10 protein-coding genes and 2 pseudogenes are annotated in these 17,288 nt (G+C 50.2%); 3 read left to right on the top strand and 9 right to left on the bottom strand.

The features are described 5' to 3' along the window. Positions 1–196: 196 nt before the first annotated feature. Positions 197–1,204, top strand: coding sequence for a porphobilinogen synthase (gene hemB / locus ACO6EE_RS02030; protein WP_485958859.1), 1,008 nt, complete (start codon positions 197–199; stop codon positions 1,202–1,204). Between the two features lie 230 nt (positions 1,205–1,434). On the opposite strand, the gene ACO6EE_RS02025 is transcribed toward hemB, so the two are convergent. The 9 genes and pseudogenes from ACO6EE_RS02025 to ACO6EE_RS01985 form a co-directional block, all read right to left on the bottom strand. After that, positions 1,435–2,073, bottom strand: coding sequence for a DUF4328 domain-containing protein (locus ACO6EE_RS02025; RefSeq protein ID WP_485958858.1), 639 nt, complete (start codon positions 2,071–2,073; stop codon positions 1,435–1,437). 212 nt (positions 2,074–2,285) lie between these two features. Then, positions 2,286–3,389 carry a peptide chain release factor 2 gene (gene prfB / locus ACO6EE_RS02020; RefSeq protein ID WP_485957570.1) on the bottom strand — a complete coding sequence of 368 codons (1,104 nt, stop codon included), beginning with the start codon at positions 3,387–3,389 and terminating at the stop codon, positions 2,286–2,288. Between the two features lie 218 nt (positions 3,390–3,607). Next, on the bottom strand, positions 3,608–4,924 hold the full coding sequence (gene potE / locus ACO6EE_RS02015) for a putrescine-ornithine antiporter (protein ID WP_485958857.1): 1,317 nt from the start codon (positions 4,922–4,924) through the stop codon (positions 3,608–3,610). A gap of 128 nt (positions 4,925–5,052) precedes the next feature. After that, positions 5,053–7,215: an ornithine decarboxylase gene (locus ACO6EE_RS02010; protein ID WP_003824702.1), complete on the bottom strand. Its 2,163-nt coding sequence runs from the start codon at positions 7,213–7,215 to the stop codon at positions 5,053–5,055. A gap of 517 nt (positions 7,216–7,732) precedes the next feature. Further along, a complete protein-coding gene (locus ACO6EE_RS02005) occupies positions 7,733–9,529 on the bottom strand; it encodes an aminopeptidase P family protein (RefSeq protein WP_485958855.1) in 1,797 nt (598 codons plus the stop codon). A 368-nt stretch (positions 9,530–9,897) separates the two neighbouring features. Further along, a complete protein-coding gene (locus tag ACO6EE_RS02000; RefSeq protein ID WP_485958853.1) occupies positions 9,898–11,385 on the bottom strand; it encodes a peptide MFS transporter in 1,488 nt (495 codons plus the stop codon). 300 nt (positions 11,386–11,685) lie between these two features. After that, on the bottom strand, positions 11,686–12,531 hold the full coding sequence (locus tag ACO6EE_RS01995; protein WP_485958861.1) for an aminopeptidase P family N-terminal domain-containing protein: 846 nt from the start codon (positions 12,529–12,531) through the stop codon (positions 11,686–11,688). Positions 12,532–12,811: 280 nt separating this feature from the next. After that, a pseudogene (locus ACO6EE_RS01990) lies at positions 12,812–14,255 on the bottom strand (peptide MFS transporter). Between the two features lie 225 nt (positions 14,256–14,480). Then, positions 14,481–15,926, bottom strand: a complete 1,446-nt coding sequence (locus ACO6EE_RS01985) for a peptide MFS transporter (RefSeq protein ID WP_485958860.1) — start codon at positions 15,924–15,926, stop codon at positions 14,481–14,483. 710 nt (positions 15,927–16,636) lie between these two features. Between ACO6EE_RS01985 and ACO6EE_RS01980 the strand changes: the two genes are divergently transcribed. Continuing rightward, positions 16,637–16,873, top strand: coding sequence for a GlsB/YeaQ/YmgE family stress response membrane protein (locus tag ACO6EE_RS01980; protein WP_003824718.1), 237 nt, complete (start codon positions 16,637–16,639; stop codon positions 16,871–16,873). A gap of 243 nt (positions 16,874–17,116) precedes the next feature. Next, positions 17,117–17,288 (top strand): annotated as a pseudogene (locus ACO6EE_RS01975) (IS5/IS1182 family transposase); the annotation flags it as partial.

The raw sequence follows: 17,288 nt of genomic DNA, 5'->3' as shown, positions 1-17,288 counted from the left end.
GAACTATACGCCACCAAAATTACTTTGTCAAATACCTAAAAACAAAAATACCACTAGGAAGCACTAAATATCTAACATAAAACAAAATTTCATTAGCAGGAAATTGCGCAACATCTCTACCACCGACATTAATCACCCATTTCCCTGCTAAGCAGCGTAAAATATACGCCGTTAAAACATTCTATAGGTTTTTAGTATGAATTTCCCATTCCGCCAAGTTCCCTTCATCCGCCAGCGCCGGATGCGTAGAGACGATTTTTCCCGCCGCCTCATGCGCGAGCACACCCTCAGTGTTGATGACTTGATCTACCCCGTATTCGTGTTGGAGCAAGGTTCCGGAAACGAACCTATCCCTTCCATGCCCGGCATTGAGCGGCAGACCTTGGATAATCTGCTGCGACAAGCTGAGCAAGCTTGCGAACTGGGAATCCCGATGCTGGCCTTATTTCCTGCTTCCGTGCCACACAAAGATTTGACCGCCAGCGAAGCCTACAACCCGGAAGGCATCGTACCACGCACCATACGCGCCTTGCGTGAGCGCTTCCCGGAGCTGGGCGTGATGACTGATGTGGCGCTCGACCCCTACACCAGCCACGGACAAGACGGCCTAATTGACGAAAATGGCTACGTATTAAATGATGAAACTGTGAAAGTGTTGATCAAACAAGCGCTATGCCACGCCGAAGCCGGAGCACAAGTGATTGCTCCATCCGACATGATGGACGGCCGCATCGGCGCCATCCGTGAAGCCTTGGAAGATGCCGGCCACATCCACACCCGGTTGATGGCCTATTCTGCCAAATACGCTTCCGCCTTCTACGGCCCGTTCCGCGATGCAGTAGGCAGTAGCGCCAACTTAGGCAAGGCCGACAAACGCACTTATCAAATGGACCCCGCCAACAGCAACGAAGCCTTACACGAAATCGCGCTCGACCTACAGGAAGGCGCAGATATGGTGATGGTGAAGCCCGGCCTGCCCTATCTCGATGTTATCCGCCGCGTGAAAGACCAATTCGGCGTGCCCACCTATGCCTACCAAGTGTCCGGCGAATACGCCATGCTCCAAGCCGCAATCCAAAACGGCTGGCTGGACGGCAACAAAGTTATCCTTGAAAGCCTGCTCGCCTTCAAACGTGCTGGCGCAGACGGCATTCTCACCTACTATGCCATCGAAGCAGCCAAACAGCTGAAGCAGCAAGGCTAACTGCCCCGCCATATTAAAGGCTACCTGAAAGTTGGTACACCGCTTTCAGGTAGCCTTATTGGCAAAATTACTCACTTCAGACAAACTTCAGGCAGCCTCTATATAGTGGATTAACAAAAATCATGGCAAGGCGGCGAGCCGCAGACAGTACACACGTTACGGCAAGGCGAGCCAACGCCGTACTGGTTTTTGTTAATTCACTATACATGCACTCAGGCTACCTGAAATCCCTATTCCCCAGCCAGTCTATTCTGCCGCCGATTGATTTCGCCCACCAGCCGCAGCAAAGCATAAGCACTTGCTGCCGTTAGCCAAGCCGACAGCGTAAACAGCAACAGCCTGACACCCCATTCCCCGCCCTGCGTTTCCCAGCCTGCCGATATCTCGGAAAACCGGCTCAACGCCATGCTGCCGAGCAGGCAGAACCACCAAATTTTCAGCCATATGCTGTCCGGCTCACTATCTACCGACCCGTTTACCCAAATTTCCTTCACCGCCTGATAGGGCAGAAACAGATGGATAATCGGCACGAAAAAACCGCCCACTGCCCAAGCCGGGCTCACCTGCATTCCCCGCGCCCCCAAAGCCCGCGCATTGCAGGCTGCGCGGTACAGCCAGCACAAAAATACCAAACCCGAACACAACAGCAAGCCAGTCAGCACCCAAGTTACCAACTCTGCCACTCCCGCTAAACTGTTGGACTCCCCTGCCGATAACTCCAGCCAACCCAGTGCCTTCAGCAAAGCCATCCCTGTCATCAGCAGCCAACCCAATAATTGGCTCAGGCACACCAATGCCGCCAGCAGCTGCGCCAGTTGGGTAAGGCTGCCGTTTGAGCGAAAAGTGTATTCGCGTTGTCGTTTAGTCATCATATTACCCTTTGGGTTAAACAGTTGAGGCTACCTGAAAACCCTCACTATACTTTTCAGGTAGCCTCAACCCCTACAAAACTGACCATCCCAGCAGCTTCAGCAGTTTTCATGCCAAATTGTGTCATTCTGGCCAAGCAAGCAAACGCTACCTGAAATCCATCCAATCTTTTCAGGTAGCCTTTCTGTATTCAAACCACTTCAGGCGACAATCACACGCCCTGTTTCAAGCTGGCTTCGATGAAGTCGTCCAAATCGCCGTCGAGCACGGCTTTGGTGTTGCCGGTTTCGTGGCCGGTGCGCAAGTCTTTGATACGGGAAGAATCGAGCACATAGGAGCGGATTTGGCTGCCCCAGCCCACGTCTGATTTGCCTTCTTCCAGTGCCTGTTTTTCTTCGTTGCGTTTGCGCATTTCCAGCTCGAACAGTTTGGCACGCAGCATTTCTTCGCACACGCGGCGGTTGTCGTGCTGCGAGCGGCTGTTTTGCGACTGCACCACGATGCCGGTAGGAATATGCGTCATGCGAACAGCGGAGTCGGTTTTGTTGATGTGCTGGCCACCGGCACCGGATGCGCGGAAGGTGTCGGTACGCACGTCTGCCGGGTTGATTTCCACTTCGAAGCTGTCGTCCACTTCGGGATAGACGAACACGGAGGCGAAGGAGGTGTGACGTTTGTTGTTGGAGTCGAAGGGAGAGTGGCGCACCAGGCGGTGCACGCCGGTTTCGGTGCGCAACAGGCCGTAGGCGTATTCGCCTTCCAAGCGGATGGTGGCGCGGTTGATACCGGCGATTTCGCCGTCGTCCTGCTCCATGATTTCCACTTTGAAGCCTTTACGCTCGCCATAGCGCACATACATACGCAGCAGCATGCCGGCCCAATCTTCGGCTTCGGTGCCGCCGGCGCCGGCCGTGATGTCGATAAAGCAGTTGTTCACGTCGGCAGGCTGGTTGAACATGCGCTTGAATTCGAGCTCGGCCATTTGTTTTTCCAGCTCAGCCACGTCCTCCTCAATCGCAGCGAAGCTGTCTTCATCACCCTCTTCCAGCGCCATATCGATGAGTAGGCGGTTGTCGTCGATGCCGCTGGCGATATTGTCGAGCGTGAGCACGATGCCTTCGAGCACTTTGCGCTCTTTACCGATTTCTTGGGCACGTTTGGGATCGTTCCAAAGCTCAGGGTCTTCGGAGAGGCCGACCACTTCTTCCAGTCGGTCTTTTTTGCCGTCGTAATCGAGATACACGCGAATTTCGCCGCTGCGTTTTTCTAAATCGGCGAGGGTGTTGTTGAGTAGGTTGATGCGTTCGGCTTCCATGATTATTGTCTGGGTGTTTAATGCGTTAAATTCAGGGGGCGTATTGTAACAGATTCAGGAAGAACGCCCGAAAAGCAGTGGTAGTATTTTTCAGGTAGCCTTTAATCCATGAGGCTACCTGAAAAAGCGCAGCCCCCGAATTCTCCTCTATTTAGAATTCGGGGGCTGCTTTTAGCAGATTTGTCTAAACTGTGTTCAGACCGGTTTGCTGCAACCGATTAGTACGGCTCTTTCAGGTCGAATTTCTTACCAGCAACCTGACCGTAGATCAGCCAGCCGAAGAAGGTTACCAAACCGCCGCCGAGCATAGCTTCGGCACCTGAACCATACAGGGCATAGAAGCTGTAGATGTTACCAATCAGGGCAACGAAAGTGGTTACTTTCAATTCGCCAGCCGGTACGTTGCTGACTTTCTGCATTACATACAGGGCAGACATAGACAATACGTAGGGCACGAGGTTGGTTACCACAGCGAGGTTTACCAATACGTCGAACTGTTCGCTCAAGCTCGGGCTCATGGTCATCAGGGAGAGCAGAGTTTGCACCACGCACAAGATGATCATACCTACCAGCGGAGTGTTAGATTTGGTAACAGAGCTGAATACTTTCGGGAAGTAGCCTTCGTCGGCACTGGATTTAAACACTTGAGCCACGGTGAACTGCCAACCCAACAGAGAACCAGTACAAGCCAGCACCATCAAACCCATTACCACTTTACCGATGGTCGGGTTGAAGATTTGGGCAAATACCAAACCGAATGGGCCATCAGAAGCAGCCAAAGCAGGATTGTCTACAATACCAGCCACCACGTTGGTAGAAACGATATAGATTACCGCAGTCATCATGGTACCGCCCAATACAGCGATCGGTACGTTTTTCTCGGGGTTTTCTACAGCATCGGAGTTAGCACAGGCAGATTCCAAGCCAAGGAATGACCACAGAGTGATTGAGATGGATTTCGGCAGAGCTTCAAACACACCATAGTTATGCGGGTTCCAAGCAGCAGCGTATTTAGCACCATCAAACCAGAACCAACCAATAATGGAGATACCAACCACTGGAATTACCACACCCCACACAGTGAAGCCACCGATCTTACCAGTAATGGAAGGACCACCAAAGTTAGCCACTGTGGTAACCCATACGAAGATAATGGTCCACATGGTTACTTGTTGCGGAGAAAGCTGCCATTCCATCAACTGAGCAAGATAACCCACTGCAGTGATGGCGATAGCGATGTTGGCGATTACCAGGGAAACGGCATAGGTATAGTTGGCAATAAAGTTACCAGATTTACCGAAGGCATACTCGGCATAACCACCCATACCACCGGGGTTTTTACTAAAGCGACCGCACTTAGCGAACGCATAAGCCAAAGCCAGAGAACCACCTGCGGTAACCAGCCATGACAAAATAGAAATCGTACCAACCTGAGCCAATTTGGTCGGCAACATGATGATGCCTGAGCCCATCATATTCACCATGGTGAGAATGGTCAGTTGTACCACACCCATCTTGTTTTGAGAGGTTGACATAATACTTAATCCTTCTTAATGCGGCAGGCGGGTTTGGCCAATATTCCGGCGAAGCCTGCGCTGCCGCGCAATCAAATTTATCTAACAAAGGCTACCTGAAACCGTTTCAGGTAGCCTGATACGGCTTATTAGCCTTTAACCACTACGTGACCGAAGGCACGGCGGCTGCCGTCTTCCACAGTCTGCAGATATACACCTTGCAGCTCGGGTTCGAAACCAGGCAAGCAGTTGATGCCTTCTTCGAGAGCCAGGAAGTATTTCTGCACTGCACCGCCCCAAACTTCGCCCGGGATGGTGCACAGTACGCCCGGAGGATAGGGCAGAGCACCTTCAGCAGCGATTTGACCAGCGATTTCGCTCAAGCGAACCAGTTTCACTTCGTTGCGGATGAAGGCTTGCTGTGCATCGTAGGGCAACATGGCTTGTTTCGGCCAGCCGTCGGCACGGAACATCTCGCTCTGCAACTGTTTCATGTTGTTGCGTTTGTAGAAGTCGTGCATTTCTTGGCACAGGCGACGGATGGTGTAGCCTTTGTAGTACTCGGCGTTGCGACCGTATACAGTGGGCACCACTTCGCTCATCGGGCTGTCGGCTTCAATGTGTTTTTCGAAGCGAGAGATCAGAGCAACCAAGTGTTCCATCTTAGCCAGATCTTCGGCCGGGGTCATCAGGAACAGAATGGAGTTCAAGTCGCATTTTTCCGGAACGATACCGTTATCGCGCAAGAAGTTGGCCAAAATGGTGGCCGGTACGCCGAAGTCTTCGTATTCACCGGTTTCCACGTTGATACCCGGAGTGGTCAACAGGAATTTGCACGGGTCAACAAAGTATTGGCCTTTACCGTAGCCGGGGAAGGAGTGCCATTTAGCGCCCGGTTCAAATTCGAAGAAGCGCAGGTCGTTGGCAATCTTCTCGGTCGGGTAAGATTCCCACGGTTTGCCGTCGATGGTTTCCGGAATAAACGGTTTGATCAGTTTGCAGCTTGCACGCAGCATCTTACGAGCTTCAATACCTACGGTTACGCAGTCGCGCCACAGATTGCGGCCTACCTCGCCATCCAAAACTCGAGCGTTCACGTCCAGAGAAGCGAACATCGGGTAGAACGGGCTGGTAGAAGCATGAATCATGAACGCATTATTGAAGCGTTTGTGGCTGCAATAGCGTTTCTGACCTTTAATGTGGCTGTCTTTTTTGTGAATCTGAGAAGCTTGAGAGAAGCCGGCCAGTTGTTTGTGTACGGATTGGGTAACGAAGATGCCAGGATCGTTTTCGTTCAGTTCCAGCAGCATCGGTGAGCAGTCGCGCATCATTGGGATGAATTGCTCGTAACCTACCCAAGCAGAGTCGAACAGAATGTAGTCGCACAAGTGACCGATGCGGTCTACTACTTGGCGAGCATTGTAGATGGTACCGTCGTAAGTACCCAACTGAATAATAGCCAAGCGGAACGGACGTTCTTCTTTAGCACGTTCCGGAGCAACTTTAGCCAGCTGTTCGCGGATGTAGGCTTCTTCGAAGCAAGCGTTGTCGATACCGCCGATGAAGCCGTAGGGATTACGAGTAGTTTGCAGATAAACCGGAATAGCACCGCCAGTGATCAGCGCGCCAATGGTGTTAGATTTGTGGTTGTTACGGTCGAACAATACCAAGTCGCCTTTAGCCAGCAGGGCGTTGGTTACCACTTTGTTAGAAGAGGAAGTACCGTTCAGAACGAAGTAGGTCTTGTCGGCATTAAACACTTTAGCAGCGTGTTGTTGAGCTGCACAGGCAGGACCTTCATGAATCAGCAAGTCGCCCAAGCGAACGTCGGCGTTGCACAAGTCAGCGCGGAATACGTTTTCACCGAAGAATTCGTAGAATTCGCGACCGGCAGGATGTTTACGGTAGAACTGACCACCTTGGTGTCCCGGGCAGTCGAACTGAGCGTTACCGATACCTACATACTGCTTCAGTGCGCCGAAGAAGGGAGGAGCAAGTTTAGAACCATATTGGTTTACGGCAGTGTCTACTTGGCGGCCGTAGTACTCTTCGTTGCCGCGGCCCAATTGAATCACACCGTTCACACGGGTCAACAGGCTTTCAGGTACGCTTTCACCAGGTTGCAGAGCAACAAATACCGGAATGCCGAAGCCGGTGGCTTCAACCTGCTCTACAGCCTTAGCTGCATCAGCAGTAGAAGCAACAACAGCACCAATACCTGCGAGGTCGGCACCTTGCACGTCCACCACATCTAACTGAGTGGTGAAGCCCTGTTGAACAGACGGGCTAGCCGCTACTTTCAAAAACGTCATATCAAACTCCTATATGTTAAAAACACCACCGCCAAATCACAGCGGCAGCAATGGGAAAAACTCTTTATTTGGAGTGATGAGTGTATGTTTTGCGTTTTTTGTGTAGTTTTGTGAATCAGCCTTCTGGCTCTGCACCTCATCTAAACAAATTTTAGCACTTTGCTTTTTATTAACCAAGTAACAAACTGCTGAATTCCAATGCGTTTAAATGAATGTGGCTCACATCTCTATTTCTTCTATTGCCAACATAGCGCAATTCTTAAAATTTTTTTCTTACTGCGCGGCGAAATAGTAGCATAACTGCCAAACAACTGCCAAATGTTTTTCACTAGAAAAACAGCAGAAAACGCCTCTATTGGCCGTAAGTCTATTATTTGTAAAAATAAGTTATGTAAAAATTTCTTTACATGAAATAGGAAATATTCCTGTTCAGAAGGAAAATCCGGCTGAAAAAGCTAAAAAGGCTACCTGAAATTTCAGGTAGCCTTTTTATTAGCGCATTATTAAAACCATGTTATCAAATGGGCTGGGTATTTCTTTCCAGCCATTCTTTGGCTGCGCCTTCAGTGTGCGGAGCAAGTTTTTCGCGTACAAGAGCATGATAGTCATTGAGCCAAGCAGCTTCTTCATCACTCAACATACTGCGTTCAATTAACTGCGTATCAATCGGGCACAGGGTAAGCTGCTCAAAGCATAGGTATTGGCCAAATTCGGTTTCCTTCGGCTGTTTCACGCGGCGATGCACCACCAGGTTTTCAATACGAATACCCCATTTGCCTGGACGGTACAAACCAGGCTCATTGGAGGTAATCATATTTTCTTTCATGTTATTGCACTTGAGGCCGGAGGTATTGTAGGCAATTTTCTGTGGGCCTTGGTGCACATTGAGGAAATAGCCCACACCATGTCCGGTACCATGGCCATAGTCGCACTGCTCTTTCCATAGCGGTGCACGGCAGATAGCATCCAAAATCTGGCCAGATAGATTTTCCGGGAATATGGCTTCAGCCAAGGCGATATGCGCTTTGAGCACGAGAGTGTAGTCGCGCTTCTGCTCGGCAGTAGGCTTGCCGATGGGGATAACGCGGGTAATATCAGTCGTGCCATCCAGATAGTGTGCGCCGGAGTCGATCAGCAGAATGCCCTGCCCTTTGATGGTGCTATGGTATTCGGGGGTGGCAGCATAATGCGGTAAGGCAGCATTTTCATTGAAGCCGGCAATAGTATCGAAGCTGAGCGAAATGTAATCGGCCTGACGGCTGCGGTGGTCGATTAACATGGTGTCAATATCCAGCTCGGTAACGGTTTCGCCGGCAGCCAGTTTCCGCTCCAGCTCGGCAAAGAAGCCGCACAAAGCCACACCATCGCGCACCATGGCGTTTTTAGTGTGCTCGATTTCAGCTTCAGGCTTGCAGGCTTTAAACAGAGTGCTGGGATTGATGTTTTCAATAACACGTACGCCAGCGGGTAGTTTACCCAAAGTGTAAACGGCGGTGCGATCGGGATCGACCAGGAGGCTGCCGCTGAGTTTGCCCACGGCATCCACCACGCTGCGGTATTCGGCCACATCGATTTTGGCTTCGCTCAGCACTTTGTGGCAAGCATCGGTAAGTTTGGCGGGATTCACAAACAGAGTGGCCCGTTCGGCATCAATCAGCAAATAGGAGATAAACAGCGGATTAAACGGCACGTCGTTGCAGCGCAGATTAGTAATCCACGCGATATCGTCGAGCGAAGAAACCAAATGGTAGTCTGCGCCAAGTTCTTTCATGGCAGCACGCACACGGGCAAGTTTTTCCGACACGCTCTCGGGTTCGAAACGGGCTTCATGCACGAAAATCAGATTCTCCGGCAAGCCAGGGCGGTCGTGCCAGAAGCTGTTGAGCAGATCAATATCAAGCCGCAGATGGATGTTCTTCCTCGCAAAATCGGCTTGCATTTCATGCTTGAACGAGAGTGATAGACCATCTGCCGGGATACCGACTACAGAGTTTTCAGGTAGCCTTTCAGCCAGAGATTCAATCATAGTAGGATAGCCCTGGCCCAGTTTTTGCAACACAAAACCGCTGCCTTCAAGCTGGCGTTTAGACTGTTCCCAATAGCGGCTGTCCACCCATAATTCGGCAAAATCGGCGCTCACGGCCAGCGTACCAACCGAGCCGTCAAAGCCGGACAGCCAAATACGGCCGCGCCAATGTTCGGGTAGGTATTCGGAAATATGCGGGTCGGCGGAGGGCGCGATCCAAACATCGATCTTCTGTTCTTTCATCGCTTGCCGCAGGGCGGCGAGACGTTGCGCGTGAATATTACTCATAGCTTACTCCTTTGACAGTTGCTGGAAAGATGCTGCTGATGCAAGGTGTTGCTGCTTTAAACTTGCCTGATTGAAGTGTGCATGGCTACCAGCTATTGTTTTCATATTAAGTACCGCCGGCAACTGTAAGGCTACCTGAAAATGACTCGCTTGCAAAGCAGCAAATATAATTTTCAAATGCAAAATCCATACATCATCTTGCTCAACACGAGAGCATAAAGAAAACCGCTGCGGCAACATTGGCCTACAGCGGTTTTAATGATTGGATAGCTTCAGGCTACCTGAAAATTATTTCATACCGAATACTCTTCTTCCTTCTATACCAGACCAATTTGACTTATGGAGAAAAATAATTCGTCTGAAATGATTTAATCTACATCACGCAGCATACGGTTCAACATCGGCATCATCACCATCAGCAACACGCCACCGCCGATACCCAATGCACCGAGCAGGACGTAAAACTCTACAGCTTTTTCCGGCACATAGCACTCGTCCACCAACACCCCACCCAAAGTGAAACCCAGCGACAAGGTCAGGAAATTGAACGACACCATCTGCGTTTTAAACGATTGCGGTGCGATTTTGGTGGCAAACGACAGCGAAATCGGCGAAAGCAGCAATTCAGAAATGGTGATGGTGAGCAGCAGCAGCGCCATGATGGTGAGCGGCATCACTTTTCCGGTCGATAAGAACGGGATGAAACACAAATAAGACACGCCCAAAATAATCATGGCCATGGTGAATTTCATCGGCGTTCTCGGCTGACGGTGGCCCATTTTGGTCCACAAAGCTGCCATCACGCCGGCAAACACAATCACCCACAAACTCTGCAAAGAGCTCAACCAAGCCACGGGAATTTCAAACCCGCCCACCACGCGCTGTGAAGTTTGGTCGAAATACACGGTAACCACCGTGAACACCTGCGACCATACCGCCCAGAACAAGCACATCACAATAAACAGCGGCACATAGGCCAGCATATGCTGTTTCTCGGTTTTGGTAACCTGAGAATCGCAAAACAGACGTACGAAATACAGCAGGCTGGTAAGAATTACTGTACCCAATAGAACTTGTGAGAAGTTATCCAAACGCAGCAAGCCAGTGGCGATACAGCCACCGATTACTGCCAACCCGGCAGCAGCCACACCGAGTGCAACGCCGTATTTCTGTTTGGGCAGCGGATTGGCCGGCGGGGTATGCGGCAGGGAAACACGGCCACGCCAGTATTGCCACAAACCAAAAGCCATGCCCACGGCAGCAGCGCCGAAACCATAGTGGAAACCGAATTGCACCTGCAATACGCCCACAATCAGCGGGCCGACAAAGCCGCCGATATTGATGGCAGTGTAGAAAATGGAAAAACCGGCATCGCGCAAATCACGTGTGGATTCAGACTCATATAGTGAACCCACCATCGCACCGGCGGAAGACTTCACCCCGCCACTGCCCAAAGCAATCAGCAACAGGCCGATCACCAAACCACTCATATTGGGCAAGGCTGACAATACAACGTGCCCCAGCATCACCACCACGCCAGACAAAAACAGCGTTTTTTCTGCGCCCAAGATACGGTCAGACAGCCAACCGCTCAGGATGGTGGCCAGATAGATACTGCCGTTATATGCACCCACGATGCCGGCAGCCTTGGTTTCATCCATGCCCAAGCCGCCCTTGGAAACCTCGTAATACAAATAAATCAGCAGGATGGCCTGCATGCCGTAAAACGAGAAACGTTCCCACAGCTCGATGTGGAATAAAGTACCCAGCTGGCGCGGGTGGCCGAAAAATTTGCCTTGATCTTCTCCACCCGTGGGGGAAGGAGTGGCAAGCTGTTCATTGGTTGGTGTAGTCATAAGGTGTTCCTTACTAATGATCTGTTTTTCTATGCCTGAATACAGGCTACCTAAAAAATGCTGCGTTGCGCCCATCCAACCATGGCAAGCCTGCTTCCGGCCAAGCGGCACTGTTGCAACAAAAAAATAATTCCTCCTTTGGCAGAAAAATACGGGCGGTATCCAAATGAAAGCCGCATCCGTTTTCTCTTGCACAAAGGGGGACTTGGTGCGACAAATATTAGTATGCACTGCGCCTGCGTGCAAGCATAAATTTGCATTTCCCAACATTTATTTTCCCAGCGGCCAAACCAAAATGCTTTACAGGCGCCGAATACCGTGCCTTTCGGGGATTTTCGGGCAAACCGGATAGAGTGTGCCGCCTAGTGATTTTCTCGTTCTTATATAGCGGTAAAGGCTACCTGAAAATGTGCGTTGGGGTTTGCCCACGTCGGCATAGGGGGCAACGGCCACATGGGCATCGGCCAATACTTTTTTGCTGTCGGCATCGAGCTTGGCCTCATCCACAAACAGGGTGGCTTCTTTGCCGCTAATCAGCAGATAAGACAGGAAAATCGGGTCGTATGGTACGTCGCTGCCGCGCAGGTTGGTAATCCAGGCGATATCGTCCAGACCGGATACCAAGTGGTGGTCGGCACCAGCTGCCTGCATGGCTTGGCGGATGCGTTCGATTTTCTGGGCGGTGCTTTCGGGCACAAACTGGGCTTTCTGGGCGAATACGGGCTTATCGGATGCGCCGGGGCGGTCGGTCCAGATATCGTCCAGTAAATCAATATCGTGGCGCAGGCTGATTCCTGCTTTGCCCAGCTGGCTTTCCAAATAGCGTTTTTCGCTCAGCGACAATACATCGGGAGCAATGCCGACCACAGCGCCGGATTTCAGGTTTTTAATCAGGGAATCCACATGGGGCGTGCCGGTAACGAGTTTGCCCAGCACGGTGCCGGTGCCGGCTAGGCAATCTTCTGCGTGCTCCCAATAGCGGCCGTCCACCCACAATTCGGAAATATCGGCGGTGGTAATCAGCGTGCCGGCGCCGGTGAGCCAGTAGCGGCCTTCCCAGCGGGCTGGCAGGTATTCGGAAAGATGCGGGTCGGCGGTGGGGATAATCCAGGCGTCGATGTTTTTTGCTTTCATGGCGGCGCGCAAGGCAGCCAAGCGTTGAGCATAAGATGCGGTTATTTCAATTACTCCTTGTATAATATGTATTTTTTTAATTTCCCACTGCAACAGTAGGCGCAGCTACACCCCCGGCCTGCAATCGGGTGCAATCGGATACGGGCGGAAGTGTGGAAAATTAAGTTTGAATCGGTTGAATGAGCGTCGCTCCGTAGAAACTTCGCTCCATGATGCTTTCGCTATGTTGAAGTTGCATTTTCAGGTAGCCTCACTTTGGAGTCTGTTGAGGCTACCTGAAAACCGCTAGGCTTTAATCTACGTCGTGCAGCAGTTGGTTGAGTTTCGGCAACAGTAGCAGCAAGATCGCAAAGGAACCGATGCCTAAACCGGCCAAGATAATGAAATACTGGGTAGCTGTATCATCTGTATAGAGCTGGTCACCCAGCACCCCGCCCAGTGTGAAACCGAGGGAAAGGGTGAGGAAGTTGAACGCAACCATTTGGGTTTTAAACGCTTTCGGCGCAACCTTAAGTGGCAAATGAGAGGGAAATCGGCGAAAGCAACAGCTCAGAGATAGTGATCACCAGCAACAACAACATTAAGACAAAAAACGGCATCGGCGTACCAGAAGAGAGGAAGGGTACGAAGCCTAAGTAGCCTAAGCCCAGCAGCAGCATGGCTAAAGTGAATTTCATCTGAGATTTCGGCTGACGCGTGCCCATTCTAGTCCACAAGGCCGCCATCACACTGGCCAGCACAATCACCACCAAACTCTGATAAGTCACCAGCCAAGCCACCGGCACAGTAAAGCTGCCGAAAGTGCGCGGCACAGTTTTATCGAAATACAGGGTTACAGAACTATACACTTGGGAATAAATCGCCCAGAACAGGCACATGGCAATAAACAGCGGCACATACGCAATAATATGGCGCTTGTCGGCCTCGGTGGCCTGTTTATCGTTAAACATCATGAAGAAATAACCAATACTGATGCAGCTTATTGCTCCCAGCAAAATACTGGAGAAATTGTCCAGACGCAGGATATTGGCTGCAATCAAACCGCCAACAACAGCCACGATAGCTACAGCCATGCCGATGGCTTTACCGCGCTGCTCTTTGGGCAATGGATTGGGCAGCGGCAAGTCCGGTAGTTTACTCTTACCTTTAATAAAGAGAGTCAAACCAATCGCCATACCCACCACCGCACCGGCAAATGCCATGCGGAAACCCATATTGGATTGCAGGTAGCCTGCCACTAGTGAGCCACAGAAACTGCCGATATTGATGCCTGTATAGAAAATGGAGAAACCGGCATCGCGCAGATTACGAGTAGATTCATCTTCATACAGAGAGCCCACCAAGGTGCTACAGGCAGATTTCACACCACCACTACCCAAGGCGATAAACGGCAAACCAGCCAAACTACCCACACCAGAAATCATCACCAACAGGATATGCCCCACCAGCATGGTGGCAACCGCAAAGAATAAAGTATTTTTAGACCCGATCACGCGGTCGGCTAGCCAACCGCCGATAATGGTGGAAAGATAGATACTGCCGCTATAGGCGCCAACAATACCCACAGCCAGCGCCTTAGGCATAGCCAAGCCGCCTTGGCTCAATTGATAAGACAGATAAATTACCAGAATGGCCTGCATGCTGTAGAACGAGAACCGTTCCCACAGCTCAACTTGGAATAGTGTTCCCAGCTGATGCGGATGGCCGAAGAATTTTTTCTCGGTCGACGTACTCATTATTAACGCCCTTAAATATTACTTATATTTGTAAATACAGCAACATCCATCCAAATCATCTGTGCGGCACGGGGCTTTTGGCCATACTACTCCAACACATCAAATTATCTTTATTGCAAACCAACCCCATGCTTCACACAACGACCTTGCAAACTGCTACTGTTTCGGGAATCTGCCCGAAGGCAGATTCCCGGATCGCTCTTACACACAAAGCTAGCTGATACATTAGTCCACATCGTGCAGCAGGCGTTTGAGCATAGGCATCATTACAAACAGCACCACGGCAGAACCGATACCCATACCGGCCAACATGATGTAGTAGCTGGTGGCCGATTCGGCAGTATAGAGTTTGTCGCCCAACACACCGCCTAAGGTAAAGCCCAAAGACAAGCTTAGGAAGTTGAACGATACCATCTGGGTTTTAAACGCTTCAGGTGCAACTTTGGTAGCGAATGACAAGGAAATCGGCGAGAGCAGCAGTTCGGCCACAGTCAGCAGTACCAATATAACCATCAACACAACAATCGGCATTGGCGTACCAGTAGACAAGAAGGGAACGAAAGCCAAGTAAGCGATACCTGCTACCAATGCGGCCAAGGCGAATTTCATCTGAGATGAGGGCTGGCGTTTACCCATTTTTGTCCACAATGCAGCCATGGTACTTGCTAGCACGATAACGCTTAAGCTCTGGAAAGTAACTAACCAAGCAATCGGTACTTCAAAACTACCAAACTTGCGCGGTACAGTTTCTTCAAAATATACAGTTACCACACTATACATCTGCAAATACATCGCCCAGAACAAGCACATCACCACGAACAGGGGAACATAGGCAAGCAGATGGCGTTTGTCGGCCTCGGTGGAGTTTTTGTCACCAAACATCACGAAGAAGTAACCAATACTGATCACGCACACCAAACCCAACATCACGCTGGAGAAGTTGCTCAAATTCACCAAGCCTGAGCCGATTGCACCAGCAATCACGGCCAAAATAGCCGCCACGATGCCAATCACTTTACCGCGTTGTTCTTTAGGCAGAGGATTAGGAATCGGTGTTTCCGGCAATTTGCTGCGACCTTGCAACAAAGTAATCAAACAGAGCACCATGCCACCCATGGCAGCGGCAAAAGCCACACGGAAACCGTATTTAGGCTGCAGATAGCCCACCAGCAAGGTACCAATAAAGATACCTACGTTGATGGCAGTATAGAAAATGGAGAAACCGGCATCGCGCAGTTCACGTTCTGATTCATCTTCATAGAGCGAACCCACCATGGCACTGGCTGTGGCTTTGAAACTACCACTACCCAAAGAGATGAATGGCAAGCCAATCAAGCTGGCATAGCCTGGTAGTAATACGAGGAGGACGGTACCGCCAAGCATCACAACGGTGGCCAACAGCAGGGTATTTTTGGTGCCGAGCACACGGTCAGCCAACCAACCACCCACGATAGTGGTCAAATAAATACTACCGCCATACACACCTACAATACCTGCAGCGAGTGACTGATCCATGCCCAAGCCACCGCCTTGGGTAGCCTTGTAATACAGATAAATCATCAAGAGAGATTGCCCGCCATAGAAGGCAAAGCGCTCCCACATCTCAATGTAGAACAGCGTACCCAACTGTCGCGGGTGGCCGAAGAATCTTTTTTCGGTCGACGTAGTCATCATAGCGTCCTCTTTAATAGGGTTCACTTGAAATCCGGCCAACCCGCCGAGTTACCTGGCGTTACAGCACTGAGACATCTGCCTTACAACATAAAAATGCCAGTGTTGGTATTCGTTGAATCGGCCATACTCTGTACAACGGCCACTTGCCGTTGCCGTTACAGTACTGCCGTCGGGTGATAAAGCTGCCGCCGAGCGGCACATGCTTTGACATCTCGGTTGGAGTAATGCAGCACAATTGCCGTATCAACCGAGAAAATTGTTAATGCAATCTTAATCTTCGCAATAATATTCGTCAAGAAACATTAACTTTTCCCATTGATACAAGTCACAAACGCCACAATAACTACCATATCACGCTTGTTTTCACTCAGATAATTTCACTGCTCAATAAAAATATCTTTTATTAAATTATATATTTAAATTAATTAAATCTATAAATAAACCTTCCGCCAACTGCAATGGCTGCCCATCTATTTTTGAAAACTTTTGTAAACATAAAAAGATATAGCCCTTATGGTTTGCTAAAAACTAAATCTAATTTTAGGCCGGTAATGTGTTCGCCACCCATGATATGAATTTGATTGCTACATTTTGGGTTTTCATGCCGTTAGATGGTTATCTACTTTTCAGGTAGCCTTTCTCTTGAAAAGCCGGCCATTTGCCTGATATGTATGCTATCTATCCACACCATAAGAGGAAAACCAACCATGATCAGCACTATCATCATTGGCTTCATCATCGGTATTTTGGCTAAATTTCTGTATCCTGGCGGGCAACGCTTGGGCATCATCATGACCACTCTGCTCGGCATCGGCGGCTCAGTGCTGGCCAGCTGGGTTGGGCAAACGATGGGCTGGTATGCCATCGGGCAGCCTGCTGGCTGGATTGCCTCCACGCTGGGTGCCATGGGTATTTTGGCTATCTTTGCAAGCCTGCGGAAATAAGGTCTCTGTCTCACCAAACAAACAAAAGCAGCCTCAACCGATAGCGGTTGGTAGGCTGCTTTGTTCGTGTTGGCGTGGTGCAGTAACTGTATTTGAGACCTATAGTGTTCACTCACCCCGCTGAATTAAAAGCTCACTGCCTTATTTTGATTTATATATTTGCGCAATAAAAGGCTACCTGAGACCTTTGCAAAATTCCCCAAAATCCCCTAAATTCCCATCAAGACATTTAGGGGATTTCTCATGAGCACCTTCTTCCGGCAAACCGCACAAGCCATGATTGCCAAACACATCGACCTCTTCCCACTATTGAAGTTGGATCAAGTGATTGATTGGCAACCGATCGAACAGTACCTGAATCGTCAAAGAACCCGTTACCTTCGAGACCACCGCGGCCGTCCCGCCTATCCCCTGT

It is taken from the genome of Eikenella sp., assembly GCF_057315495.1.
Note: the sequence above shows the minus strand (reverse complement) of the source record. Positions and strands in the feature narration are given on the sequence as shown.

Coding starts and splice junctions, on each gene's coding strand:
- hemB (WP_485958859.1), top strand. CDS start 197: ATGAATTTCCCATTCCGCCAAGTTCCCTTCATCCGCCAGCGCCGGATG.
- ACO6EE_RS02025 (WP_485958858.1), bottom strand. CDS start 2,073: ATGACTAAACGACAACGCGAATACACTTTTCGCTCAAACGGCAGCCTT.
- prfB (WP_485957570.1), bottom strand. CDS start 3,389: ATGGAAGCCGAACGCATCAACCTACTCAACAACACCCTCGCCGATTTA.
- potE (WP_485958857.1), bottom strand. CDS start 4,924: ATGTCAACCTCTCAAAACAAGATGGGTGTGGTACAACTGACCATTCTC.
- ACO6EE_RS02010 (WP_003824702.1), bottom strand. CDS start 7,215: ATGACGTTTTTGAAAGTAGCGGCTAGCCCGTCTGTTCAACAGGGCTTC.
- ACO6EE_RS02005 (WP_485958855.1), bottom strand. CDS start 9,529: ATGAGTAATATTCACGCGCAACGTCTCGCCGCCCTGCGGCAAGCGATG.
- ACO6EE_RS02000 (WP_485958853.1), bottom strand. CDS start 11,385: ATGACTACACCAACCAATGAACAGCTTGCCACTCCTTCCCCCACGGGT.
- ACO6EE_RS01985 (WP_485958860.1), bottom strand. CDS start 15,926: ATGACTACGTCGACCGAAAAAAGATTCTTCGGCCACCCGCGACAGTTG.
- ACO6EE_RS01980 (WP_003824718.1), top strand. CDS start 16,637: ATGATCAGCACTATCATCATTGGCTTCATCATCGGTATTTTGGCTAAA.